This window comes from Lysobacter oculi (assembly GCF_003293695.1).
Classification (GTDB): domain Bacteria; phylum Pseudomonadota; class Gammaproteobacteria; order Xanthomonadales; family Xanthomonadaceae; genus Solilutibacter; species Solilutibacter oculi.
This window is the reverse complement of the sequence record NZ_CP029556.1, coordinates 1,337,750-1,363,248: the sequence shown is the minus strand read 5'-3', so window position 1 is coordinate 1,363,248 and position 25,499 is coordinate 1,337,750. Positions and strand designations below refer to the sequence as shown.

At 68.2% G+C, this 25,499-nt stretch carries 18 protein-coding genes and 1 pseudogene; 11 read left to right on the top strand and 8 right to left on the bottom strand.

What is annotated here, in order from left to right:
- Nucleotides 1-11: 11 nt before the first annotated feature.
- Nucleotides 12-2,030, bottom strand: a complete 2,019-nt coding sequence (locus tag DCD74_RS06580; RefSeq protein ID WP_112926615.1) for a M13-type metalloendopeptidase — start codon at nt 2,028-2,030, stop codon at nt 12-14.
- A gap of 145 nt (nt 2,031-2,175) precedes the next feature.
- The gene (locus tag DCD74_RS06575) at nt 2,176-4,281 is read right to left on the bottom strand and encodes a M13 family metallopeptidase (RefSeq protein WP_112927707.1); all 2,106 of its coding nucleotides are present in this window, start codon (nt 4,279-4,281) and stop codon (nt 2,176-2,178) included.
- Between the two features lie 151 nt (nt 4,282-4,432).
- Between DCD74_RS06575 and DCD74_RS06570 the strand changes: the two genes are divergently transcribed.
- The 5 genes from DCD74_RS06570 to DCD74_RS06550 all read left to right on the top strand — a co-directional run bounded on the left by DCD74_RS06570 (nt 4,433) and on the right by DCD74_RS06550 (nt 12,733).
- A complete protein-coding gene (locus DCD74_RS06570; RefSeq protein WP_112926614.1) occupies nt 4,433-5,806 on the top strand; it encodes an MBL fold metallo-hydrolase RNA specificity domain-containing protein in 1,374 nt (457 codons plus the stop codon).
- Nucleotide 5,807: 1 nt separating this feature from the next.
- Nucleotides 5,808-6,221 carry a DUF1801 domain-containing protein gene (locus DCD74_RS06565; protein WP_112926613.1) on the top strand — a complete coding sequence of 138 codons (414 nt, stop codon included), beginning with the start codon at nt 5,808-5,810 and terminating at the stop codon, nt 6,219-6,221.
- Nucleotides 6,222-6,302: 81 nt separating this feature from the next.
- A complete protein-coding gene (locus DCD74_RS06560) occupies nt 6,303-7,196 on the top strand; it encodes an ABC transporter ATP-binding protein (protein ID WP_112926612.1) in 894 nt (297 codons plus the stop codon).
- A gap of 10 nt (nt 7,197-7,206) precedes the next feature.
- Nucleotides 7,207-10,782, top strand: coding sequence for a M1 family aminopeptidase (locus DCD74_RS06555; RefSeq protein ID WP_112926611.1), 3,576 nt, complete (start codon nt 7,207-7,209; stop codon nt 10,780-10,782).
- A 598-nt stretch (nt 10,783-11,380) separates the two neighbouring features.
- On the top strand, nt 11,381-12,733 hold the full coding sequence (locus tag DCD74_RS06550; RefSeq protein ID WP_112926610.1) for a DEAD/DEAH box helicase: 1,353 nt from the start codon (nt 11,381-11,383) through the stop codon (nt 12,731-12,733).
- A gap of 70 nt (nt 12,734-12,803) precedes the next feature.
- Here DCD74_RS06550 and DCD74_RS06545 read toward each other — a convergent pair whose 3' ends face one another.
- The 3 genes from DCD74_RS06545 to DCD74_RS06535 form a co-directional block, all read right to left on the bottom strand.
- Entirely contained in the window at nt 12,804-14,621 is a 1,818-nt protein-coding gene (locus tag DCD74_RS06545) for a DUF885 domain-containing protein (RefSeq protein ID WP_112926609.1), read from the bottom strand.
- Between the two features lie 83 nt (nt 14,622-14,704).
- Nucleotides 14,705-15,895, bottom strand: coding sequence for a PQQ-dependent sugar dehydrogenase (locus DCD74_RS06540; protein ID WP_112926608.1), 1,191 nt, complete (start codon nt 15,893-15,895; stop codon nt 14,705-14,707).
- A gap of 4 nt (nt 15,896-15,899) precedes the next feature.
- Nucleotides 15,900-16,571, bottom strand: coding sequence for a DUF502 domain-containing protein (locus DCD74_RS06535; protein WP_112926607.1), 672 nt, complete (start codon nt 16,569-16,571; stop codon nt 15,900-15,902).
- 79 nt (nt 16,572-16,650) lie between these two features.
- On the opposite strand from DCD74_RS06535, the gene DCD74_RS06530 reads away from it, so the two are divergent.
- Nucleotides 16,651-18,039, top strand: coding sequence for a hypothetical protein (locus tag DCD74_RS06530; protein ID WP_112926606.1), 1,389 nt, complete (start codon nt 16,651-16,653; stop codon nt 18,037-18,039).
- 9 nt (nt 18,040-18,048) lie between these two features.
- On the opposite strand, the pseudogene DCD74_RS06525 reads toward DCD74_RS06530, so the two are convergent.
- Together DCD74_RS06525 and trxA are read right to left on the bottom strand one after the other, a co-directional pair.
- A pseudogene (locus DCD74_RS06525) lies at nt 18,049-18,499 on the bottom strand (DUF4442 domain-containing protein).
- Between the two features lie 70 nt (nt 18,500-18,569).
- Nucleotides 18,570-19,442 (bottom strand): thioredoxin, encoded by an 873-nt coding sequence (trxA, locus tag DCD74_RS06520; RefSeq protein WP_112926605.1) that lies wholly within the window; start codon nt 19,440-19,442, stop codon nt 18,570-18,572.
- Nucleotides 19,443-19,519: 77 nt separating this feature from the next.
- On the opposite strand from trxA, the gene DCD74_RS06515 reads away from it, so the two are divergent.
- Nucleotides 19,520-20,122: a DUF998 domain-containing protein gene (locus DCD74_RS06515; protein ID WP_112926604.1), complete on the top strand. Its 603-nt coding sequence runs from the start codon at nt 19,520-19,522 to the stop codon at nt 20,120-20,122.
- Here the strand turns inward: DCD74_RS06515 and DCD74_RS06510 are convergent.
- Nucleotides 20,091-20,342: a SemiSWEET transporter gene (locus DCD74_RS06510; protein WP_112926603.1), complete on the bottom strand. Its 252-nt coding sequence runs from the start codon at nt 20,340-20,342 to the stop codon at nt 20,091-20,093. The genes DCD74_RS06515 and DCD74_RS06510 overlap by 32 nt on opposite strands.
- Before the next feature lie 110 nt (nt 20,343-20,452).
- Between DCD74_RS06510 and leuS the strand changes: the two genes are divergently transcribed.
- From leuS to nadD, 4 genes are all read left to right on the top strand, one after another.
- Nucleotides 20,453-23,200: a leucine--tRNA ligase gene (gene leuS, locus DCD74_RS06505; protein WP_112926602.1), complete on the top strand. Its 2,748-nt coding sequence runs from the start codon at nt 20,453-20,455 to the stop codon at nt 23,198-23,200.
- A gap of 61 nt (nt 23,201-23,261) precedes the next feature.
- Nucleotides 23,262-23,759: an LPS-assembly lipoprotein LptE gene (locus DCD74_RS06500; protein WP_112926601.1), complete on the top strand. Its 498-nt coding sequence runs from the start codon at nt 23,262-23,264 to the stop codon at nt 23,757-23,759.
- A 6-nt stretch (nt 23,760-23,765) separates the two neighbouring features.
- The gene (holA, locus tag DCD74_RS06495) at nt 23,766-24,797 is read left to right on the top strand and encodes a DNA polymerase III subunit delta (RefSeq protein WP_112926600.1); all 1,032 of its coding nucleotides are present in this window, start codon (nt 23,766-23,768) and stop codon (nt 24,795-24,797) included.
- Nucleotides 24,798-24,804: 7 nt separating this feature from the next.
- Complete coding sequence (gene nadD, locus DCD74_RS06490) at nt 24,805-25,455, top strand: nicotinate-nucleotide adenylyltransferase (RefSeq protein ID WP_112926599.1); 651 nt, start codon at nt 24,805-24,807, stop codon at nt 25,453-25,455.
- The last annotated feature ends 44 nt before the right edge of the window (nt 25,456-25,499 follow it).

Genomic DNA, 25,499 nt, shown 5'->3' with positions numbered 1-25,499 from the left:
TGTCGGCGCGGTTACCAGACGCGGATGCGGTTGGCTTCCGGCGTGGCCATCGGGCCCGGCACCTTGCACTTGTAGGTGGTGGCAAAGCCGGGCTGGTTGGCCAGCGCGGCATTGGCGCGCCACTGGCCCGGCGGCTGGCTGGCGGTGGTGGACAGGAAGGTCGCGGCCTCGGCATTCAACTGCTGCGCCCACAGGTTTGACCAGCCTTCGTAGAGGGCTTTGCGGCTGCTGTCGCTGGCGGCGGACTGGGCCTTGAGCAGGGCGTTCTCGGCCAGCTGCAGGCCGGAGAAATCGCCCAGTGCCTGGTCGCGGACCAGCCGGCCGTTGACCTTGACGCCGCTGAGCATCGGGTAGGGCAGGCCGTCGAACTGGCTGCCGGTGCGGGCCAGCAGGCCTTCCCAGGCGGCGACATCGCCCGGCGTCCACCAGTCGCGCAGGTTGCCGGCGGCATCGACCATGCGGCCGCGCGCATCAACGGCATGGGTGAGTTCGTGGCCGACCAGCGCGCCGTAGCTGCCGTAATGCGCGGCGCTGTCGCGGGCCATGTCCAGCACCGGCGCCTGCAGCACGGCGGCGGTGACGATCAGGCGGTTCTGGGCCAGGTCGTAGGCCAATGCCGGCTGCTGCGGCAGGACGTCCCAGCGGCGCTCAGCATTGTTGCGGCCGATCCGGCGCATCTCCTCGCGGTGGCGCCAGGTGGAGGCGATCAGCATGTTGCTGCCGAAGCTGCCACGGCCCATCGGCTGGATGGTGTAGTCGAGGTCGCGCTTGGGTGTGCCGACTTCGATGCGGGTCCTGGCCAGCTTGGCCTTGGCCTCGGTCTTGGCGGCCGGGCTCATCCACGTGTTGGCGTCGATGCCGGCGGCCAGCGCGTCGCGGATCTCGCTGGCGACCGATTCGGCGCGGGCGCGGTTGGCGGCGGGCAGGTAGCGCGCGGCGTATTCGCGGCCGAGCATCGGGCCGGCGGCCAGGTTGATCGCGTCGAGCGTCTGCTTCCAGCGCGGCTGCGGCGCCTGCAGCCCGCGCAGCACCTGGCCACGGAACTCGAAGTCGGCGTCGCGGAAACTCTTCGACAGGTAGGGCGCCATCGCCACGCCGGTCTCGTAGCGCAGGTAGGTCTTCCACTCGTCGGCCTTGACCCCGCCGATCAGCGCGTCGAGCTGCTGGAACAGCTGCGGGTTGGCGATCGAGACCACGTCGTCGGTTACGCCCTGCGCCTGCAGGAATTCGGCCAGCTGCAGGTTGCGGTACTGCTTCTTGAGCTCGGCCACCGGCACCGGCGCGTAGTTGCCGCGCGGATCACGCAGCGACGCCAGCGGGCGCGAGGCCTGGGCGATGCGGCCTTCCATGTCCAGCACGGATTGGGTTTCCGCCGCCAGCTTGTTGGCCGGGGTGCCGGTCAGGGTGAGGATCTTGCCGATGTAGTTGCGGTAGCGCGACATCACCACCACGTTGTCGGCGTCCTGGCGGGTGTAGAAGGCCGGATCCGGCAGTGCGGTGCCGCCCTGGCTGAAGTAGCCGATGTGGCGGTTGAGGTCGTTGAGGTCGATGTCGGCGCCGAAGTTGAACGCCACCGGGATGCCGACCTGGTGCAGCGCGGCGATCGCGGCCGGCACGTCCTTGGCGCGACGGATGCCGTTGATGCGGGTCAGCAGCGGCGCGATGGGGTTGGCGGCGTCGGCTTCCACCGCGGCCTCGTCCAGACCGCTGGCCCAGAAGTCGCCGAGGAGTTTCTGCACGTTGTTCTGCGGCGCCTGCATGGCGGCGTCCAGCAGGTCGCGCTGCTGCTGTTCGGCGCGGGCGTTGAGCTGGCCGAGCGCGCTGATGCCGCTGATGCCCGCCGGGGCCGGGTTGGCGGCCAGCCATGCCTTGTTGCTGGCGGCGTAGAAGTCGCTGCAGTCGGCGCTGACGGCCGGGGCCTTGGTCTTCTTCGCTGCCGCCTTCTTCTTGGCGGCCAAGGCGTCGGGGGCGGTTGCGGTGGCGGCAAGGGCGACCAGCAGGGCGAGGGCAAGCGGCGTGGCTCGGGACATCGTGCATTCCGGCGTGGGGATGCACGGGAGTCTAACAAGCCGGGGTCATCGCCTCATGCAGGTGGATGAACGAAGCCGCCTCCCCATTCCCCCAAAAACAAAGCCCGGCGCGGGGCCGGGCTTTGTGGTGACACGGGTGAAACGGTTACCAGATCAGCACCTGCTTGTCGCCGTCACGGACCATGGCATCGCCGGTCTTGCAGTTCCAGGCCTTGGCGAACGCCGGCATGTTGCTCGGCGCGCCGATGGCGCGGAAGTTGGCCGGGGCGTGCGGGTCGGTGGTCAGGCGCACGGACAGTTCGTCCGGGGTGAAGTTGCGGCGCCACACCGTGGCCCAGTTGGCGAAGAAGCGCTGGTCGCCGGACAGGCTGTCGATCGCGCTCGGCACCTTGCCGCCCAGCGCGCGCTGGTAGGCGTCGTAGGCGATGGCCAGGCCACCCAGGTCGGCGATGTTCTCGCCCAGGGTCAGTTTGCCGTTGACGTGCTTGCCCGGTGCGGCCTCGTACTGGTCGAACTGCTGCACCAGCTTGTTGGTGAGCGCCTTGAAGCCGTTGGCGTCGGCCTCGGTCCACCAGTTCTCGAAGTTGCCGTTGGGCCCGAAGCGGCTGCCCTGGTCGTCGAAGCCGTGGGTCATCTCGTGCCCGATCACCGCGCCGATGCCGCCGTAGTTCACCGCGTCATCCGCCTTGCCGTCGAAGAACGGCGGCTGCAGGATCGCGGCCGGGAAGACGATCTCGTTCATCTGCGGGTTGTAGTAGGCGTTGACCGTCTGCGGGCTCATGCCCCACTCGGTGCGGTCGACCGGCTTGCCGATCTTCGACAGGTTCCACTTGTAGTTGAATTCGTTGGCGGCCAGTACGTTGCCGATGTAGCTGTCGCGGCTGGTGGACAGGCCGGCCCAGTCACGCCACTTGTCCGGGTAGCCGATCTTCGGCGTGAAGGTCTTCAGCTTCTCCTGCGCCTTGGCCTTGGTCTCGGCCGACATCCAGCTCAGGTTGTCGATGCGCGCGGCGAAGGCCTCGTGCAGGTTCTTCACCAGCTGTTCCATGCGCGCCTTGGACTCGGCCGGGAAGGCGACCTTGACGTACATCTGGCCGAACGCTTCGCCGGCCTGGTCCTCGATGGTGCCGAGCACGCGCTTCCAGCGGTCCTTGATCTCCTTCTGGCCACGCATCGCCTTGCCGTAGAAGTTGAAGTTCTCCTGCACGAAGGCATCGGACAGGTAGGGTGCGGCGCCATCGACGGTATGGAAGCGCAGGTAGCTCTTCCACTGGTCGGCGGGGACGTCGGCGATCATCTTCGACACTTCCTCGTGGAAGGCCGGGATGGCCAGCGAGAACATCGCCGGCTGGGCCAGGCCCTGCGATTCGAAGAACTTCGACCACGGGAAGTTGGGCGTCAGCTTGTCGGCATCGGCCACGCTGACCGGGTTGTAGTACAGCGAGACGTCGCGCGAGAGCTCCTCGCTCGACTTCGACACCTTGGCCAAGCGGGTCTCGAACTTCACCACGTCGGCGGCCTGCCTGGCGGCATCGGCGGCCGGCGTGCCGGACAGTTCCAGCACCTTGGCGACGTGCTGCTGGTAGGCCTCGAGCTTGGCCTTCTTGTCGGCGTCGAAGTAGTAGCCCTTGTCGGGCAGGCCCAGGCCGCCCTGCGCGGCGTAGGCGATGTTGGTGTTGGAGTCCTTGAAGTCCGCGTTCGGGCCGAAGCCGAACAGCGTGCCTTCGCCCTTGGCGTAGGACTGGCGCAGGTACTCGGCGATCGAGGCGGCGTCGGTCAGCTTGTCGATGTCGGCCAGGCGCGATTCCAGCGGCTTGATGCCCTGAGCGTCGATCTTGGCCTGGTCCATGCCGGTGGCGTACATGTCGCCGATCAGCTTGTCGATGCCGGTGGCGCCGGTCTTGGCGGCGGCCTGCTCGGCCAGCTGGTGCTGCACGGCGATGGAGCGCTCGTTGAGCATCTCGAACGCGCCCCAGCTGGTGCGGTCGCCCGGGATCGGGTTGGCGGCCAGCCAGTTCTTGTTGATGTAGCTGCCGAAGTCGGTGCAGGCGTTGCCGGCGGTGTCGATGTCGGCGGCCTTGAAGCTGTTCATCGGCGGCAGCTTGCTGTCGTCGATCTTGTAGCCGGCGTCGGCGGCGGGCTGCGCGTCGGTCGTGGCGGCGGCTTGGGTGCCTGCGGCGTCCTTTTCCGGGCAGCCGGTCAGCGCGGCGGCCACGGCCAGCGCGAGGGTGAGGCGGGGAAGTGCGGTCATGCGCATTGCGGAATCCAGTGGTCGGCCCGCGGCGCGGGCGCTCGAATCCGCACTTTACGCACGGACGGGGGCGGCTCGGGGTGTCGGAAGTCATGCCCGGCGGGGCCCGTGCTAGGGTTCCGGGCATCGTCCGGATGGCGGGAAACAGCGAATGCGAGTGCATTTCCACGGCGCGGCGGGAATGGTGACCGGCTCCATGCATCTGATCGAGGCGGCCGGCCGGCAGGTCCTGCTGGACTGCGGGATGATCCAGGGCACGCCCGAGGCCGAGGCGCTGAACCAGGCTGATTTCCCCTTCGACCCCGCCACGCTGGACGCACTGGTGATCTCGCACGCGCACATCGACCACATCGGCCGGGTGCCGCTGCTGGTCAAGCGCGGCTTCCGCGGGCCGATCTGGGCGCAGGCCGCCACCGCCGAACTGCTGCCGATCATGCTGCTGGACTCCGCGTCCCTGCAGGAATCCGAGGCCGAGCGCTTCAACCGCAAGCGCGGCGCGAACGTGCCGGAGATGCAGCCGCTCTACACCCGCGAGGATGTCGAGGCGACGCTGGCGCAGGTCCGCACGCTGCCCTACCACGCGCGCACGGAAATCCTGCCGGGCGTGGAGATCCACTACCGCGATGCCGGCCACATCCTCGGCTCCTGCATCACCGACCTGCATGCCGATGGCCGGACGCTGGTGTTCTCCGGCGACCTGGGGCCGAAGGGCACGCCGATCCTGCGCGACCCGGAAAGCGGCGGCCGCGCCGACCTGGTCCTGATGGAATCGACCTACGGCAACCGCAACCACCGCGACCGCGCCGAGACCATCCGCGAGCTCGGCGGCATCCTCGACGAGGCCTGGCGGGAAAAGGGCAACGTGCTGATCCCGGCGTTCGCGGTCGGGCGCACGCAGGAGCTGCTGTACTGGTTCGCGCGGCATTGGGACGCGTGGGAGATGTCGCGCTGGCGGATCTTCATCGACAGCCCGATGGCGTCGAAGGTGGTGCAGGTCTATGACCGCCACCACGACCTGTTCGATGCCGAGGCGCAGGCGGTCTGGCGCGGCACGCCCAACCCGTTCCGCCTGCCCAATCTGCACGTCACCGAGTCGGCCGAGGAATCGATGGCGATCAACCGCATCGAGGGCGGCGCGATCGTCATCGCCGGCAACGGCATGGCCAGCGGCGGCCGCATCCTCCACCACCTCAAGCACAACCTCGGGCGGCGCCAGGCGCACGTGGTCTTCGTCGGCTACCAGGCCGAAGGCACGCTCGGGCGGCGGCTGGTGGAGGGCGCGAAGTGGGTCCGCATCCACGGTCGCGACTATCGCGTCAACGCGCAGCGCCACACGGTCGGCGGGCTGTCCGCGCACACCGACCAGAACGGCCTGCTCGAGTGGTATGGCGGCTTCGCGCCCAGCCCGCCGCTGGTGCTGGTGCATGGCGAGGACATCGCCCGCGAGGCGCTGGCCGGCGAGGTGCAGGAACGCTTCGGCGTGCAGGCGGCGCTGGCGCGTCCGGGCATGACGCTGGAGGTGTGAGATGGCCGAGCCGAAGACGAAGCCGACATCGCAATCCCTCGCGGATTTCCTCGCCGGGCAGCCGGACGCGCGACGCAGGGACTGCGAGGCGATCGACGCGATGATGCGCGAAGCCAGCGGCGAGCCGGCGGTGATGTGGGGCGCGATCGTCGGCTATGGCCGCTACCTCGCGCCGCGTGCCGATGGCAGCGCCTACGAATGGCCGATGATCGGCTTCTCGCCGCGCAAGCAGGCGCTGGTGCTGTATCTCATGGCCGATTTCGAGCAGCAGGCCGCGCTGTTGTCGAAGGTCGGCAAGCACACCACCAGCAAGGCCTGTCTCTACATCAAGCGCCTGTCGGATGTGGATGCCGGCGTGCTGCGGCAGATGATCGAGCGCAGCGTGGCGGCGATGGAGCCCCGGCGCATCCGCTGAGCGCGGGTCACAGTGACTTCCGGCCCGGGCGCGCATTGAACGGACTCGGCTAGCTTGGCGGCATCCTCCCGGGGCACCGCCATGATCAAGCTCGACAACCTCACCAAGACCTATGCCAACGGCGTGCGCGCGCTGGACGGCATCAGCCTCGACATCCCGCGCGGCATGTTTGGCCTGCTGGGACCCAACGGCGCCGGCAAGTCCTCGCTGATGCGCACGCTGGCCACGCTGCAGGCGCCCGACAGCGGCAGCGCGGCGATGGAGGACGGTCACGGCGGCAGCATCGACATGCTGCGCGACAAGGAGGTGGTGCGCCGGCAATTGGGCTACCTGCCGCAGGATTTCGGCGTGTACCCGAAGGTCAGCGCCGAAGACCTGCTGGAACATTTCGCGGTGCTCAAGGGCCTGACCGCGCGCGGCGAGCGCCGCGAAACGGTGGAGTCGCTGCTGCAGCAGGTGAACCTGTGGGAGGCGCGCAAGCGCAAGCTCGGTACCTATTCCGGCGGCATGCGCCAGCGCTTCGGCATCGCGCAGGCGCTGCTCGGTGCGCCGCGCCTGGTGATCGTGGACGAACCGACCGCCGGCCTCGACCCGGAGGAACGCAACCGCTTCCTCAACCTGCTGGCGGAGATCGGCGAGAACGTCGCGGTCATCCTCTCGACCCACATCGTCGAGGACGTCACCGACCTCTGCCCGACCATGGCCATCATGAATCGCGGGCAGGTGCTGCTGACCGGCCGCCCGGCCGACGCCATCGACGCGCTCAACCAGCGCATCTGGAAGAAGCGCATCGACAAGACCCAGCTGGACGCGCACAAGGGCCGCTTCAATGTGCTGTCGACGCGGCTGGTGGCCGGCATGCCGGTGGTGCACGTGTATGCCGAAGACCGGCCGGACGAAGGCTTCGAGCCGGTGGCGCCGGGGCTGGAGGATGTCTATTTCCTCAAGCTGCGCCAGCAGCAGCTGGCCGCCTGAGGACGCCGCGATGATCTTCGAGATCTTCCGCTTCGAGCTGCGCGAGCAGCTGAAGTCGCCGCTGTTCTGGCTGGTGGCCGGGCTGTTCGCGCTGCTCGGTTTCGCGCTGATGTCGAGCGAGGCGATCATGCTGAGCGGCGGCATCGGCAACATCCACAAGAACGCGCCGACGGTGGTCGCGACCGCGACGGTGGTGATGACGCTGGTCGGTCTGCTGCTGATCACCATGTTCGTCAGCGGCGCGTTGCTGCGCGATTTCGAGCAGAACACCGCCGAGCTGTATTTCGCCAGCCCGGTCAAGCCGCGCCAGTACCTGGCCGGCCGGCTGATGGCGGCGCTGCTGGCGTCGTTCGGCATCTACCTGCTGATGGCGCTGGCGATGTACATCGCCCAGTTCATGCCGTGGATCGACCCGGCGCAGCTGGGCGCGAAATCCATCGCGCCCTACCTGTGGTCGCTGGCGGTGATCGTGCTGCCCAACCTGTTGTTCACCGGCGCGCTGCTCGCGCTGCTGGCGGTGACCACGCGTTCGATCCTCTGGGTCTATATCGGTGTGCTCGGTTTCATCACGCTGTGGGGCGTGTCGCAGACGCTGTCGGCCAAGCTCGACAACGCCTGGCTGGTGTCGCTGATCGAGCCCTTGGGCGCACGCGCCCTGAGCCGCACCGTGCGCTACTGGTCGTCCAGCGAGCGCAACAGCCTGCTGCCGCCGCTCTCCGGTTACCTGCTGGGCAACCGCGTGCTGTGGCTGTGCATCAGCGCGATGTTGCTGGCGGCGGTGTTCGCGCTGTTCCGCACCGAGCGCAGCGGCAGTGGCCGGGGCTGGTTCACCCGCAAGCGCGCGCACGTGCCGATGGCCGCGCTGCCGCCGCGCCCGCTGCCGCGCGTGCAGCCGGTGTTCGATGGCGCGAGCGCGCTGCGCCAGCTGTGGCGGCAGTTGCGATTCGATGTGTCGGGCGTGATGAAGGGCGTGCCGCTGATCGTGATGCTGCTGTTCGGGCTGGTGAACTTCATCGGTTCCAGCACGGCGATGCAGTCGATGTACGGCACGCCGATCCACCCGGTGAGCTCGCAGATGGCGGAGCTGCTGCAGGGCAGCTACAGCTTCCTGCTGATCATCGTGGTGCTGTTCTATGCCGGCGAACTGGTGTTCAAGGAACGCCAGGCGCATATGCAGGACGTCACCGACGCCATGCCGGTGCCCAACTGGCTGCCGATGCTCTCCAAGCTGCTGGCGCTGGTGGCGGTGATCCTGCTGTTCCAGGCCATCGGCATGGTTGTCGGCTGGGGCGTGCAGCTGGCCCACGGCCACACCGCGCTGGAACCGCTGACGTGGCTCAAGATCCTGCTCGCCGGCAGCGTGCCCTTCCTGCTGATGGGCGGGCTGGCGTTCGCCGCGCAGGTCATCACCAACAACAAGTTCGCGGGTTACTGCGTCATCGTGCTGGTGCTGATCGCGCAGGCGGCGATGGGCGCGCTCGACCTCAGCCACAACCTCTACAACTTCGGCAGCTGGCCCAACGCGCCGTGGTCGGACATGAACGGCTTCGGCCATTTCCTGCGTGGCCAGCTGGCTTTCCAGGGTTACTGGTTCGCCTTCACCGTCGCCATCGTGCTGGTGGCCGCCGCCTTCTGGGTGCGCGGGCTGGGCGGCAGCTGGCACGAGCGCGTGCGCACGGCAGGTGAGCGCATGCGCGGGCCGCTCGGTTTCGCCACGGCGGCGGCGTTCGCGCTGTTCGCCGGCATCGGCGGCTGGCTGTTCTGGAACACCAACGTGCTCAACGACTACCGTTCGCCCGATGACCGCCTGGACCTGCAGGCGCGTTACGAGCGCGAATACAAGCAGTACGAAGGCCTGCCGCAGCCCAAGGTGCTCGCCGTCAGCAATGATGTCGACCTGCATCCGGAAACGCAGTCGATGACGACCGATGGCCGCTGGCGCATCGTCAATCCGCATGCGGTGCCGATCAGCGAGATCCACGTGCAGATGAACGACCTGCCCGACCTCGCCTCGATCGACTTCGGCGGGCAGGTGCTGGCGAAGGAGGACATGCCGCTCGGCTACCGCATCTACAAGCTCGACACGCCGATGCAGCCCGGCGAGCAGCGCGAGATGCGCTTCCGCGTGGATTACCACCCGCGCGGCATCACCAACGGCACCGCGCAGACGCGATTGGTGGAGAACGGCAGCTTCTTCAACAACATGCTGTATCCGCAGTTCGGCTACGACCCGGGTGGGGAATTGGGCGACCGCAATGAACGTCGCAAGCGCGGCCTCGGCGAACCGCGCCGCATGCCCAAGCTGGAGGATGTGTCGGCGCGTGCACGCAACTACGTCACCGACAATGCCGACTGGATCGACTTCGCCACCACCATCTGCACCGCGCCCGACCAGGTCGCGCTGGCGCCCGGCTATCTCAGGCGCGAATTCCGCAAGGACGGCCGCCGTTGCTTCAGCTACGAGATGGACCAGCCGATGCTGGACTTCTACGCCTATCTGTCGGGGCGCTGGCAGGTGAAGCGCGGCATGTACCGCGACATCCCCATCGAGGTCTATTACGACCCGCGCCACGCCTACAACGTGGACCGGATGATCGATGCGGTGAAGAAGTCGCTGGCCTATTACGAGGCCAATTTCGGGCCGTACCAGCACAAGCAGGCGCGGATCATCGAGTTCCCCGGCTATGCCAGCTTCGCGCAGGCCTTCGCCAACACGATTCCCTATTCGGAGTCGGTGGGCTTCATCGCCGACATCCGCGACCCGGACGAGGTGGACTACGTCTTCTACATCACCGCCCACGAGATCGCGCACCAGTGGTGGGCGCATGAGGTGATTGCCGCCGATTCGCAGGGCGCCACCGTGCTCTCGGAATCGCTGGCGCAGTATTCCGCGCTGATGGTGATGGAGAAGGAATACGGGCGGCAGCACATGCGCCAGTTCCTGAAGTACGAGCTGGACCGCTACCTGGCCGCGCGCGGCAGCGAACGCAACGAGGAACTGCCGCTCTACCGCGTGGAGAACCAGCAGTACATCCACTACCAGAAGGGTTCGCTGGTGTTCTACCGGCTGCGCGACGAAATGGGCGAGGACGCGCTGAACCGCGCTATCCGCCGCTTCCTTGACAAGCACAAGTACCCGAAGCCGCCGTATCCGACCACGCTCGATTTCCTGGCAGAACTGCGCGCGGAAGCGAAGCCGGCGCAGCAGCAGCTGATCACCGACCTGTTCGAGAAGATCAGCTTCTACGACAACCGCGTGGTGGAGGCGACCGCGAAGAAGCGCGCCGACGGCAAGTACGACGTCACCCTCAGGCTGCACGCCGACAAGCGCTACGCCGACGGGCAGGGCAAGGAGACTCCCGGCAAGCTGGACGACTGGATCGAGATCGGCGTGTTCGCGCACGGCAAGTCCGGCACCGACCGCGACCAGCGCGTGCTCTACCTGCAGCGGCAGCACATCACCACCGCCAACCCGGTGATCACGGTGACGGTGGATGCATTGCCGGACGAAGCCGGCTTCGACCCCTACAACAAGCTGATCGACCGCGTGTCATCCGACAACCGCAAGAAGATCACGCTGCAGTGACGCAAAAATCCCCGGCGTGAAGTACGCCGGGGATCGTGTCGCGGACCTGCTGAAAGGTCAGTTGCTGCGGGTGCCGCCATTGGGCGTGACGGCGGGGGTGTGTCACGCAGGGCCGGTGATGCCGATGGGGTGTGATGCAGGCGTCTCGGGCATCGGGTCGCTGCGTCCATCCAAAGCCAGCATCGCGCATCGACCATGGTCGTCGCGTGACCACGCACGCATTCACCCTTGTTTTCCTGATGATTTTCGCATCGGGATGAATCGGGGTTCAGGCTTCGCCGCCTTCTTTTGCCTGTGCCCGGCGGGCTGTAGGCGAAAGCACGAAGGGTATGAAGATGCGGCTTCCTCACCCCATTCAGGCTTTGCCTGTACAATGCCGCCCCATCAGCGCACGGCTGGTCCGTTTTCCACGGCAGCCCGCTCTTGGTCCCGCAGCCACATCCGCGCGTCCATCGGCCTCTCCCGCACGTCTTTCGTCGCGCTGCCACGCCCGGCCTTCCGGCCCCGGCGTCATCCCTTACTCGCAGCGCGGCATGGAAAGCTCCGGGTAAATCCGCATCGCAATCGCGGTGCGGCGATACGTTTGACGGAGTTCCACATGACGTTTGAAACCCTCGGGCTTTCGCCCGCGTTGCTGCGTGCGCTCGCCGATGCCGGCTATGCCACGCCCACCCCGATCCAGCAGCAGGCGATCCCGCACGTGCTGTCCGGCCATGACCTGCTGGGCGGCGCCCAGACCGGCACCGGCAAGACCGCCGCGTTCGGCCTGCCCATGCTGCAGCGCCTGTCCAAGGAAACGCCGCCCAAGGGCCCGCGCAAGCCGCGCGCGCTGGTGCTGGTGCCGACCCGCGAACTCGCCGTGCAAGTCGCCGACAACCTGAAGACCTACGCGCGTCATTTGCGCCTGAACGTGACCACGCTGTTCGGCGGCGTCGGCATGCAGCCGCAGGTGGACAACCTGCGGCGCGGCGTGGACGTGCTGGTGGCCTGTCCGGGCCGCCTGCTCGACCACATGGAGCAGGGCAACGCCAAGCTCGACAACGTCGAAGTGCTGGTGCTGGACGAAGCCGACCGCATGCTCGACATGGGCTTCCTGCCCTCGATGAAGCGCATCCTTGCCCGCGTGCCGAAGGAGCGCCAGACCCTGCTGTTCTCGGCCACCTTCGAGCCGCGCATCAAGGCGCTGGCGATGGAATACCTGAAGTCGCCGGTGGAAGTGCAGGTGGCCGCGCAGAACACCATCGCCGACACCATCGTGCACCGCGTGCACCCGGTGGATGCGAAGAAGAAGCGTGACCTGCTGGTCGACATCCTGTCCGAGCGCCACACCGACCGCGTGCTGATCTTCGGCAAGACCAAGCACGGCTGCAATCGCCTGGCCGAACAGCTGGAAGAGTCTGGCCTGCCAGCGCTCGCGATCCACGGCAACAAGAGCCAGGCGGCGCGCCAGAAGGCGCTGGATGCGTTCAAGTCCGGCAAGACGCGCATCCTGGTCGCCACCGACGTCGCCGCGCGCGGCCTCGACATCCCGGCGCTGCCGCTGGTGATCAATCACGACCTGCCGATGGTCGCCGAGGACTACGTGCACCGCATCGGCCGCACTGGTCGCAACGGCATGGAAGGCGAGGCGCTGTCGCTGGTCTCGCACGAGGAAGGCCCGCTGCTGCGGCAGATCCAGCGCCTGCTGAAGGCCGACATCACCGTTGAATCGCGCAAGGGCTACGAGCTGGACCGCCCGCTGCGCCTCGATGGCCCGATGCCGACGAACGGCGGTAATCGCGGTCGCGGCAAGCCCGCCGGGCATGGCGCTCCGCGCAAGCCGGGTGGTGCCAAGCCGGCGCATCGCGCGCACGGCAAGCCGCAGCAGGCCCAGGGCGCGAAGTCGCATGCCGGTGCCAAGCCGGCGGGTGGTCGCGGTCGCGGCCCGCGCAGGCCGGCCGCTTCGGCCTGATGCCTTGATGAGCTGATGCGAAAACGCCGGCATGATGCCGGCGTTTTCGTTTATGCATGTCGATGCGGTTTCATCCCTTCTTCGACGCGATCCAGCGGTCGATCTTCGCTTCCAGCACGTCCAGCGGCACCGAGCCGTCCTTCAGCACTTCGGCATGGAACTCGCGCGGGTCGAACCTGTCGCCCAGCGCCGCCTGCGCCCGCTTCTTCAGTTCCTGGATCTTCAACTCGCCGATCTTGTAGGCGGTCGCCTGCGAGGGCCAGGCGATGTAACGCTCGGCTTCGGCGGTGGACTGGGTTTCGCTTTCGGCGGAGTTGTCGAGCATGTACTTGATCACCTGGTCGCGGGTCCAGCCCTTGCTGTGCAGGCCGGTGTCGGTGACCAGGCGGATCGCGCGCCACAGCTCGTTCTGCAGGCGGCCGAAGTAGTCATACGGTGACTCGTACACGCCCAGCGCCTTGCCCAGCGATTCCGCGTACAGCCCCCAGCCTTCGATATAGGCCGTCTGCCCACCGAAGCGACGGAACGCCGGCACGCCCTTCAACTCCTGCTGCAGCGCGATCTGGAAGTGGTGGCCGGGGATGGCCTCGTGCAGGTACAGGTTCTCGGCATCCCAGGTCTTGCGCGAGGGCAGGTCGTAGGTGTTGACGTAGAAGATGCCCGGACGCGTGCCGTCCTCGCTCGGGCCCTGGTATTCGCCGCCCGCCGCCGACTTGGCGCGGAAGGCTTCCACCGGGCGGATCTCGAAGCCGGCCTTCGGCATCAGGGAGAACTGCTCGGGGATGCGCGTGTTGATCTTCGCCTCCAGCCCGCGGTAGTGCTTGAGCAGGTCGGCCTCGGACTTGTAGTTGAAGCGCTTGTCGGTGCGCATGAATTTGAAGAAATCCTGCAGCGATCCCTTGAAGCCGACCTCCTTCATCACCTGGCGGATCTCGCCGTGGATGCGCGCCACTTCGTCCAGCCCGATCTGGTGGATCTGCGCGGGCGTCAGGTCGGTGGTCGTGGTCTGCTTGACGTTGAAGGCGTACCACTCGGCGCCGTTCGGCAGCTTGTCCATGCCCACGCTCTCACGCGTGGCCGGCAGGTATTCGTTGGCGATGAAGTCGCGCAGCTTCTTGAACGAAGGCATCATCTGCTGGCCGATCATCGCGCGGTAGGCATCGGTGAGACGCGCCTTGTCGGCGGCGCCGAAATCGGCCGGCATCGCCTTCACCGGGCCCCAGAACAGGGTGTCCTCGGGCTTGGGCTTGATGATGGCGTCGATCTGCGGCACCACCTTCACCATCAACGCACGCGGTTGCACCACGCCGGCCTTCATGCCTTCGCGCATGTTGCCGATCATGCTGTCCACCAGCACCGGCAGGCGGTTGCCGCGGGCCAGCCAGTTGTCGTAGTCCTTGACCGTCTTGAACGGCTGCGCGCCGGTGCCGGAACCGAGCATGGCGGCGTACGTCACCAGGCTGCCCATCTGGTTGACCGGCAGCATCCAGTTCGGGAATTTCTCGGCGTACAGGCCGTCCTTCGCCTCGTTGACGAAGATCTGGTAGCTCACCAGGTCCTGCCCGGAGAGTCCGTCCGGCCCGATCGCCTGCACGCGGTCCAGCCAGCGCTGGGTGAAGGCGCGGCCTTCGTCGCGGAAGGCCTTCGAATAGAAGTCCGGCATCTGGTCGTTGTAGCGGTTGTCGCCCTGGAAGGTGGCCTGGATGGGGTTCATCTTCAGCATCTCTTCCCAGTACTCGGCATACAGCGCGTCGAGCTGGGTGGCTTTGTCGGCGGCGGGGGCGGGGGATTGCGATGCGGGCGTGACCGGCGGCGGCGCGGAAGCGGGTGCGGTCGCGCAGCCGGCGAGCGCGATGCACAGGGCGAGGGCGAGGGGTTGCAGGCGCATGTCAGGGCATCCACGGGAAGGGAGCCCGAGTGTGCGCCAAAGCCGCGACCGGCGACACCCGCTGGAAGTCATGGATGCGCCGGTCAGCGGTCCGGGCGCAGGTAATAGATGACGCCGGCCTTGTCGTCGCTGACCAGCAGGCGGTCGGGACCGATGCGCAGCACGCCGCAGGGGCGGCCCTGCACCGTGCCGTTGCGCAGGAAGCCATCGACCAGCGCGGCGGCAGGGCGGCCCGCGGCGTCCAACGTGGCGACGCGATAACCGCGCCCCATGCGGAAGCTGCCCGAGCCATGCAGCGCCACGACGTAGCGTCCGCCGAGCAGCGCGTTGCCGTCCTTCGCCATCCACGCGATGCCGAGCGCCGAGCTGTGCGGCGCGAAGCGCGAGAACGGGCGCGGCACCTGCCCGCAGCCGGACTTCCGCGGGTATTCCGGGTCGGGCAGGATTTTGCCGTTGCGCGCGTAGCAATGCGGCCAGCCGTAATCGGCGCCGGCGCGGAGCTTGTATACGGTGTCGTCCGGCGCATCGCGGCCCAGGTGATCGACGCCCTGGTTGGTCACCACCACGCCGCCCTCCACCCAGTCCATCCCAACCGCGTTGCGGATGCCACGCGCAAGGATGCGGGCCTGGCTGCCGTCGGGGTCCATCTCCAGCACCACGCCGCGCCAGGCTTCCTTTTCGATGCAGGCGTTGCAACTGCTGCCCACCGAGACATACAGCTTGCCGTTGGGCGCGACCAGCACGGTGCGGGTCAGGTGCCAGCCGCCGTTGGCTGCGCTCAGGCCGCCATCCGGGAAGCGCGCGATGACCTGCGGCGCGCCGCTCGGGGCGCGTTCGCCGTTGCGGTACGGATAACGCAGCAGCCGGTCGGTGAGCGCGAGGTACAGCCATGCGCGGCCCTGCGCATCGACATGGAAGGCGAGGCTGTGTGGATTGCGCAGGCCGGTGGCCCAGCGCGTGACCGTGCTGACGCGACCGGTGTCGGCGTTCCAGCCATCCAGCACGTAGACCACGCCGCGGTCGTTGTCGCCCATCGCGTGCATGTCGCCGACGAACAGGCGGTTGTCCGGGCTCATCGCCATGAAACGGGGGCGGCGCATGCCGTCGGCCACCGGCGTGAGCTTGAAGCCGTCGGCTACCTGCAGCCTGACCTGCTTGCCGCCGCGCAGGGTCACGGTCTGCGGATGCAGGCCGGTCGCCGCCTGCACGGGTGCCGGCACGCCCGCCAGCCACAGCAGGCCGGCCAGCAGGATGGCGGTCAGGCGCGACGTCATCGCCTCACTCCGCGGTTTTCTGCACCGGCGCGAACGGGATTTCGTCGGGCGACACCGCGCCGCCGGAAATGATGAAGCTCATCGCCTCGTCCACCGTCCAGTCGGTCATCGTCAGCTTCTCGACCGGCACGATTTCCAGATACCCCGACGTGGGATTGGGCGTGGTCGGCACGTACACGGCGGCGAGTTCGCGCCCGGTGCCCACTTCGCGCACCACCTTGGTGACGAAACCGAGCGTCTTCATTTCCGCATTCGGGAAATCGATCAGCACCACGCGCTGGCTGCCATCGGGCGAGGTCTGCAGGATGTCGAGCAGTTTGCGTGCGCTGCCATACACGGTGCTCGCCAGCGGGATACGCGCGACCACCGATTCGAAGCCGCGCAGCAGGGTCTGGCCGATGACGCGGGTGGCCAGCATGCCAACCAGCAGGATGGCGATGACGGTGCCGGACAGCGCGATGGCGAAGCGCGCCCACGGGTCGTCCAGCCAGCCAAGCGTCTGCGGCCACTGCGAGGCGATGCGCTCCAGCAGCGGGTAGGCCCAGGGCGAGCTGATGTCCGACAGCATCACGAACACGAAGCGCACCACCACCCAGGTCAGCCACAGCGGCAGCAGGGTGAGCAGGCCGGTCAGGAACCAGCGGGCGAAGGGGGATTTCTGCGGGGGCATGGCCATGCGCGCATTCTAGGCGCTGGCTGTTGCCGATCACGGCATCTGTGTAGAGTCCGGCATCGACACGGATGGGGCATCAACCATGGACAAGGTATTCAAGTGGATTTTCGGCGTGGGCGGCCTGCTGTTGCTGCTGCTCGCGGCGCTCTGGGGCGTGTCGAAGCTGGTAGGACCAAGCCGCGCCGAACGGGATGCACTGGCACTGATGTCGGTGTCGGAAAAACCTCAGGGGCGCAACGCCTACGCCGATCTCTGGCTGGCCGATCACGATGTCCCCGCCGCCGGGCGCGACGCCTTGTTGGCGGCCGATGTCGCCGCCTTTGCCGCGACGCCGATGAGCGAGGACGGCAAGCCCGTGCCTTTCGTGTCGGGCGTCGAAGCCCGTTACCGCAACGACGCCCCGGACCAGGCCGGCAGCAAACTGCTCTGCAGTCCGCGTGAGGACTGCCTGGCGAAAGTCCGCGCCGACCTGCCGGCGTACGAAAAACTGGCGGCCAGCCATGCCGCGTGGTTCGCGCGCCGCGCCGAGGCGACCCGCGCCGACCATCTGGCCAATCCATTTCCTTCCAGAATCGACATGCCGTTCCTGTCGTTCGGGACCGCGTATGCGCCGGCCACCACGCTCGCCCTGCAGTTCGCCAAGGGGGATCGGGAAGCCGCGCTCGCCGGCACCTGCAGCCGGCTGGCGGACTGGCGCCGGCTGGGTGCGCGCACCGACATGCTGATCAGCTGGGCGGTGGGCCAAGCCTATGCCGGTCGCGGTTATGCGTCTTTGCTGGCGCAGATGCTGGCGGAATGGCCGAATGACGCGCCGCTGCCCGCCTCATGCGGAGCGGCGCTGGCGCTGCCCGACAAGGAAGAAACCACGATGTGCCCGGCGGTGCGCGGGGAATACCGCTTCACCAGCGAGGGCGTGGCGGCGATGCTCACCGAGCAGGCGCGCAGGAAGGGCGTGCAGGAGAAGCTGCTGTTCGATCGCGACATGACCCGTGCGCAGATGGCCGCGCCATTGGCGCGCTTCTGCACCGCCGAAGCCGATGCCTTGTTCGCGCGCGACGAGCCCCTGCCGCCGTTTGAACCCGCCAGCATGGTCCGGCTGCAATGCGTGTCGAATGCGGTCGGCTGCATCCTGGGCAAGGTCGCCGAGCCGGGCTTCGACACCTACGCGGCGCGTCATCGCGATTACCTGGCGGTGATGCGCATGCTCGCCGCCCTGGCCTGGTGGCGTGGCCAACCCGATGCGCTCAGCGATCCGGCGGCCGTGCTGCATCGCCTGCCGGCGGCCTACCGTTTGTCGGCGCGCGTGTTGCGCGTCGAACAGCAGCCTTGGGTGCGGCAGGTCATGACGCCGCAGGGGCCGCGCGCCCTCACCAGCCGGGTGCCGGTGCTGCGTGTGCCCACGCCGGCATCGCAGGAAGCGTTGCCGGTGCTGCCGCTGCCCGGCTCGCGCCTTGCACCGGCGACACCCTGACCACGTGATTCAACGGTCGCGCTTGCGGCGGATGTAGAGCTGCTTGCGCACCTTCGCGACCACTTCGCCTTCGGCATCGATGACATCGGTGTCGAACCAGCGCAGCACCTTGTCGCCGCCCGGCCGCGGCCGCCTTGATCTCCTCGATCACCGCGTCGTCGATGCGGAACTCGGCGTGCACGGTGCTGCGGCCCGGCTTCACGAATTCGATCTCGCCCGCCTTGTCCCAGACGATGTAGTCGCGCGGCAGGGCGTGCAGCATCAGCAGCATCCAGAACGGATCGGTCATCGCGAACAGGCTGCCGCCGAATTGGGTACCGACGTAGTTGCGGTTCCACGGCCGCAGTCGCAGTTAGACCCGCGCGCTGCGCCAGTCCGCACCGACCGCGGTGACGTGGATGCCGGTGAACAGGAAGGGCGGCCACAGGTTCAGGCCCAGCTTGAACAGGCGTGGCGTCATCTTCATCGGCGGCAGGATCGCGGCGGCGGGGCGCCCACGATACGCAGGCGAATGTTGGCCGGCAACCGCTTCAGCTGAGCAGCAGGGACGACATCTGCCGGCGCACCTTCGACACCAGATCCTCGTCGTCGAGGATGCGGAAAGCGTCGATCAGTGACTTGCGGGCCAGCCCGTCACCGTAGGCGCGGTCACGCCGCAGCATCTCCATGAACTGCGCGAGCCCGGCTTCTGCATCGCCCGAGACCAGTTCGTGCACGCCGAGCAGGTGGCGCGCCTTGAGGTCGGCGGGGTCGGCGGCGATGGCGGCGGCCAACACCTCGCGCGGCGGCGCGTCCTTCAACAGCGCGGCAAACCCGAGCCGGGCGCGTGCCTTGACCGCGCGGTCGTCGGTGCTGAGGTTGGCGGGCAGGGCGTCGAGCAGCTGTTCGGCCTCCGGCGCGGCGCCGGTGGCGAGCAGGGCCAGCGCCAGGTCGAGCTTGTGTTCGTCCTTGTCGGGTTCGGTCTCGGCCAGCTTGCGCAGGCGGATGACTTCCTCGTGCGGGTCGGCGGGCGGGGCTGGTTCGGCCTCGGCCTGCGCATCGACGGCGATCGGCTCGATGCCGTGCGAGGCCAGGAATTGGCGCAGTTCGCCTTCCGGCAACGCGCCGGGGAAACCATCGACCAGCTGCCCGCCCTTGACCAGGATGACGGTCGGCACCGAGCGGATCTGGAACGCGGCGCCGAGTTGCTGCTCCTTGTCCACGTCGATCTTGGCCAGCCGGAACGCGCCGCCGTATTCGCCCGCCAGTTTTTCCAGAATGGGACCGAGCGTCTTGCACGGGCCGCACCAGGTGGCCCAGAAATCGATCAGCACCGGCGTGTCGAGCGAGGCCTGGATGACCTCGGTTTCAAAGGTCGCGGCGGTGGCGTCGAACACGTGGGGCGAGGGGGCGGAATCGGTCATGATGGCGTCCGGTCAGGTGTCTGGATGCGGGAATCTATGGTGGCGCGGCGCGCGTTTTGCAACCGTGAGCGGTGGCGATGAAGGGCTCGAAGTCGCTTCTGGCGCTGGCCGGCGCGTCGATCATCGCGGCGGCGTGGGGCTTCGGCCTTGGCATCGAAGGCTACGACCACATGCGCCAGCCGCTGGCCCTGCTGGGGGCGGCCGGGATGCGGGGATGGCGCATCGCCAACCTGCTGCTGTTCGTGCTGCCGGGCCTGCTGGTGGCGATGCTGGCATGGCGGCTGCGTGCGTCACTGCGCGAAGGCAGCGCGTGGCCGCTGCGGATGGCGTTGCAGCTCGGCTTGCTGGCGGCGCTCGGTTTTGCGCTGCAGGGCGTGTGCAACCTCGATCACGCGCGCCTGCCGGACGACGGCGCCAACCGCCTGCACGCGCTGGCGTGGATGGCGTGGTGGCTGGTGTTCGCGGCCTCGGCTTTGGCGCTGATGTTCGCGCGCGGCCTGCCGGGTGGTGTGCGGGTGGCCAGCTTGGTGGCGGCGCTGTTGATGCCGCTGGGGGTGCTGGCCGCGCCGGTGCTGTGGCCGGCGGCGTTGGCCCATCGGCTCGGCATCGCGCTGTGGCTGGGCTGGTGGTGGATGCTGGCCGCCTCACTCAACCGTGGCGAAGCTTCATCCCCAGAATGATGGCGGAGAGCACGAAGGTGATCGCGTTGGAGACGATCATCGGCCACGAGTGCAGCACCAGCCCGTAGCCGAACCAGCAGGCGATGCCCACGGTGAACACGATGTACATCGACAGCGAGATGCTGCGGGTGTCGCGCGTTTTCAGCGTGCGCAGCGCCTGCGGCACGAAGGCGATGGTGGTGAGGGTGGCGGCCACATAGCCGATCCATTCGTTGCCCATGCCGGTTCCGGAGAGAGAGGAAGCCCCGATTGTCCGGCCTCGCGCGTCGGATGACGCCCATGCTGCGCTGCGGTAGGCTGATCAGTCCGATCACGTCATGCGCCGCCGCCATGTCAGAAGACGCCCGTTCCGCCCATCCCTACGACCCCGCCGCCGTCGAGGCCGCCGCCCAGCGCCACTGGGACGCGACCCGCGCCTACGAGGTGAAGGAGGGCGGCGACAAGCCGAAGTATTTCTGCCTGTCGATGCTGCCGTACCCGAGCGGCGCGCTGCACGTGGGCCATGTGCGCAACTACACCATCGGCGACGTGATCAGCCGCCACAAGCGCATGACCGGCCACAATGTGCTGCAGCCGATGGGCTGGGATGCCTTCGGCCTGCCGGCGGAGAACGCCGCGATCAAGAAAAAGACCGCGCCGGCGGCCTGGACCTACGCCAACATCGACCACATGCGTGCGCAGCTGAAGTCGCTGGGCTACGCGATCGACTGGAGCCGCGAGTTCTCCACCTGCCGCCCGGACTATTACGTCCACGAGCAGCGCATGTTCGTGCGGCTGATGAAGAAGGGCCTGGCTTACCGCAAGAACGCGGTGGTGAACTGGGACCCGGTGGACCAGACCGTGCTGGCCAACGAACAGGTGATCGACGGCCGCGGCTGGCGCACTGGCGCGCTGGTGGAGAAGCGCGAGATCCCGCAGTGGTTCCTGCGCATCACCGACTACGCGCAGGAGCTGCTCGACGGCCTGGACACGCTCGACGGCTGGCCGGAGTCGGTCAAGACCATGCAGCGCAACTGGATCGGGCGCAGCGAGGGGCTGGAGATCGCCTTCAAGGTGGATGGTGAAGCCGATCCGCTGACCGTGTTCACCACGCGCCCGGACACGCTGATGGGCGTCACCTTCATCAGCATCGCCGGTGAACACCCGCTGGCGCTGAAGGCGGCTTCGACCAACCCCGAGCTGGCCGCGTTCCTCGCCGAGCTGAAGAAGGGCGGCGTCTCCGAGGCCGAACTGGAGATGCAGGAAAAGCGCGGCATGGCGACCGGCCAGTGGGCCATCCATCCGGTGACGGGCGAGGACGTGCCGGTCTATGTCGCCAACTTCGTGCTGATGGGCTACGGCACCGGCGCGGTGATGGCGGTGCCGGCGCACGACCAGCGTGACTGGGAATTCGCCAAGGCCTATGGCCTGCCGATCAAGCCGGTGATCGCGAATGCCGAAACGCGTGACGCGCTGGCCGAGATCGCCTCCCACGTCGCCCACAAGGACGATCCGATGGCGGTGGCGCTGGGTGCGCACGCGCCGATCGATGTGGTGGAGATCGATGCCGCCGTGTCCGTGGTCCGCGACTATCTGGAACGCATCAACGACCAGGGCGCGATGACCGAGCGCGGCTGGCTGATCGATTCCGGCGAATACAACGGCCTCGACTACCAGGGCGCGTTCGACGCACTCGCCGCGCGTTTCGAAGGCGAGGGCAGTGGCCTGCGCCGCATCAACTACCGCCTGCGCGACTGGGGCGTGAGCCGCCAGCGCTACTGGGGCTGCCCGATCCCGGTCATCTACTGCAGCGACTGTGGCGCGCTGCCGGTGCCGGAAGACCAGCTGCCGGTGGTGCTGCCGGAAGACGTGGCGGACGCCTTCGCCAGCGGCCAGGTGGTCTCGCCGATCAAGGCGAACCCGGAATGGCGCAAGACCACCTGCCCGAACTGCGGCAAGCCGGCCGAGCGCGAGACCGACACCTTCGACACCTTCATGGAGTCCAGCTGGTACTACGCGCGCTACACCTCGCCGGGCGCCGCCGACATGGTGGACGAGCGTGCGAACTACTGGCTGCCGGTGGACCAGTACATCGGCGGCATCGAGCACGCGATCCTGCACCTGATGTATTTCCGCTTCTATCACAAGCTCCTGCGCGACGCCGGACTGGTGCACAGCGACGAACCGGCCAGGCGCCTGCTCACCCAGGGCATGGTCATCGCCGACACGTTCTATCGCGCGAATGAAGATGGCTCGAAGGACTGGATCAACCCGGCCGATGTCGAGCTGCAGCGCGACGAGCGCGGCCATGTCACCGGCGCGACGCTGAAGGCCGACAGCCAGCCGGTGCTGATCGGCGGCACCGAGAAGATGTCGAAGTCGAAGAACAACGGCGTCGACCCGCAGACCATGGTCGACCGCTACGGCGCCGACACCGTGCGTCTGTTCTCGATGTTCGCCGCGCCGCCGGACCAGTCGCTGGAATGGAACGAAGCGGGCGTCGACGGCATGGCGCGTTTCCTGCGCCGGCTGTGGCGCGAGGTCCACACGCACGCCGCCCAGCCGGACCATCCGGAGGTCGTGCCTGCCGCCCTCGACGCCGCGCAGAAGACCCTGCGCCGACAGGTCCACGAGACCCTGCAGAAGGTCGGCGACGACTACGCCCGCCGGCACAGCTTCAACACCGCCATCGCCGCCTGCATGGAACTGCTCAACCACCTCGGCAAGTTCACCGACATGGGCGACCAGGGCCGCGCGGTGCGCCACGAGGCCTTCGAATCGCTGGTGTTGATGCTGAACCCGATCACCCCGCACATCAGCCACGCGCTGTGGCAGGTGCTCGGCCACCCGGAGACGGTGCTGGAGGATGTTGCTTTCCCGCAGGCCGACCCCGCCGCGCTGGTCCGCGACGCGCTGACGCTGGCCGTGCAGGTCAACGGCAAGCTGCGCGGGCAGGTGGATGTCGCCCCGGACGCCCCGCGCGAGGCGGTCGAAGCCGCGGCGCTGGCGGTGCCGGCGGTGGCCGCCTTCCTGCAGGGCCAGACGGTGCGCAAGGTCATCGTGGTGCCGGGGCGCATCGTCAACATCGTGGCCGGGTGAGCCCGGATCGGTTCAGGCGTCGTCATTGCCTGCCAACGCCGCATCGTCCAGACTTCCGGCCATGAAGAAGCTGATCATTCCCGTCCTCGCCCTGATGCTCGCCGGTTGCGGCTTCCACCTGCGCAACGCGCTCACCCTGCCGGATGACCTGGGCCCAGTGCGCGTGGTCTCGCCGGACCCGTACAGCCCGCTGGCTGAATCGCTGGCGCAGGCGCTGACCCGCGCCGGCGCCGCCGCCCCGGCCGACCCGACCGCGACGGAAGGCGTGGCCACGCTGGAGATCATGTCGGAGCGTTGGGGCGATTTGCCGATCTCGCTGGACCAGCTGGGTCGCGCACAGGAATTCAGCCTGCGCTACGCGACCGTCTTCGTGCTGCGCGATGGCCACGGCAAGGATGTGGTGCCGCAGCAGGTGATCGAGCTCTCGCGTGACTACGTGGCCCCGGCCACCGATTCGCGCGGCAAGGCCAGCGAACGCGAACTGCTGGCCAAGGAACTGCGCCGCGACATGGCCGCCGCCATCCTGCGGCGCATCGACGCCTCTTCCCGCCTGCGCTGACGCGCGGTGGAACTCACGCCCGAGCGCCTCACCGACCAGCTGCCGCGGGAACCGCTGCGCACGGTCTATCTGATCGCCGGCCAGGAACCGTTGCGGGTGCTCGAAGCCGCTGACGCCGTCCGCGCGCAGGCCCGCGTCAACGGATGCGACGAGCGCGAGGTGTTCGATGCCGATGGCCGTGATTTCGACTGGGGCGAGGTCGCCGCCGCCTTCGGCAGCTTCGGGCTGTTCAGCAGCCAGCGGCTGGTCGAAGTGCGGCTGCCGTCCGGCAAGCCCGGCAAGGACGGTGCCACCGTCATCACCGATTTCTGCGCCGATCCGCCCGCAGGCGTGACCCTGCTGATCGTCGCCGGCGACTGGAGCAAGGCCCACGCCGGCAAGTGGAGCGAGGCCGTGGCCCGCGTCGGGCATGTCGCCGTCGCCTGGTCGGTCAAACCGCACGAACTGGTCGACTGGGTGGAGCGCCGCCTGCGCGCGAAAGGCGTGCGGGCCGACCGCGATGCCGTCGCCCAGCTGGCCGCGCGTGTCGAAGGCAACCTGCTGGCCGCCGCGCAGGAAGTGGACAAGCTCGCCCTGCTGGCCGAGGGCCGGGTGCTGGATGCCGAAACCATGCAGTCGCTGGTCGCCGACGCCGCCCGCTTCGATGTCTTCCGCCTCACCGATGCCGCCCTGAACGGCCAGCCGGCGCAGGTCTCGCGCGTGCTGGCCGGCCTGCGCGCGGAGGGCGAGGTGGTCGTGGCCCTGCTCGGCATGGTGGTGCGCGAGCTGCAGATCGCCGAAAAACTGGCGCAGGTGCAGGCCGGCGGCGGCAACCTCAACGCCGAATTCAAGGCGCAGCGCATCTGGGATTCCAAGCAGGCGCTCTACCTGCGCGCACTCAAGCGCCACGGCGCGCCACGCTGGCAGCGCTTCCTGGCGATGGCCGGGCAGGTCGACCGCATCGCCAAGGGCCGCGCGTCCGGCGACGCCTGGCTGGCGCTGGAACGCCTGCTGGTCGCGGTGGCCGAGCCGCGCGCACTGGCGCTCATCGCGTCCTGAGCCCGCCGTGGAGCCGCTGCGCATCCAGTACGGCGGCACCTTCGATCCGGTCCACGCGGGCCATCTCGCGGTGGCGCGCTGCGCCCGCGACCGGCTGCAGGCCGATGTCTGGTTGATGCCGGCCGCCGACCCGCCGCACAAAGGTCCGACCGAGGCCGATGCCGAGCAGCGCCGCGCCATGCTCCAGCTCGCCGTGGCCGACCAGTCCGGCCTGCATGTCGATGACCGCGAACTGCGCCGCGCCGGGCCTTCGTACACTATCGACACGCTCGTGCAGCTGCGCGAAGCACTGGGCGATGCGGCACCGCTCGCCATCCTCGTCGGTGCCGACAGCTTCCTCGGACTGCCGACGTGGCGGTGCTGGCGCGAACTCACCAACTTCGCGCACATCGTCATCGCCGAGCGGCCGGGCAGCGTCATCGACCCACAGACCCTGCCGGACGAGCTCCGTGATTTCGCCGCCCCGCGCTGGCGCAGCCAGGCCGCCGCGCTGCATGAGCATCCGGCGGGCCGGCTGCTGCGGCTGAAACTGCCGCTGCGCCCCGAATCCTCCAGCGAGCTGCGGCGGCGCATCGCCCAAGGCCAGCCGTGGCGGGACTGGGTGGCGCCGGGCGTCGCCGCTTACATCGAAGGCCACCGGCTGTACGGCGCGCGCTGACCGTCGTTTCACCCCCGCGCGGTAGAATCGCCCCATTCCCGCCC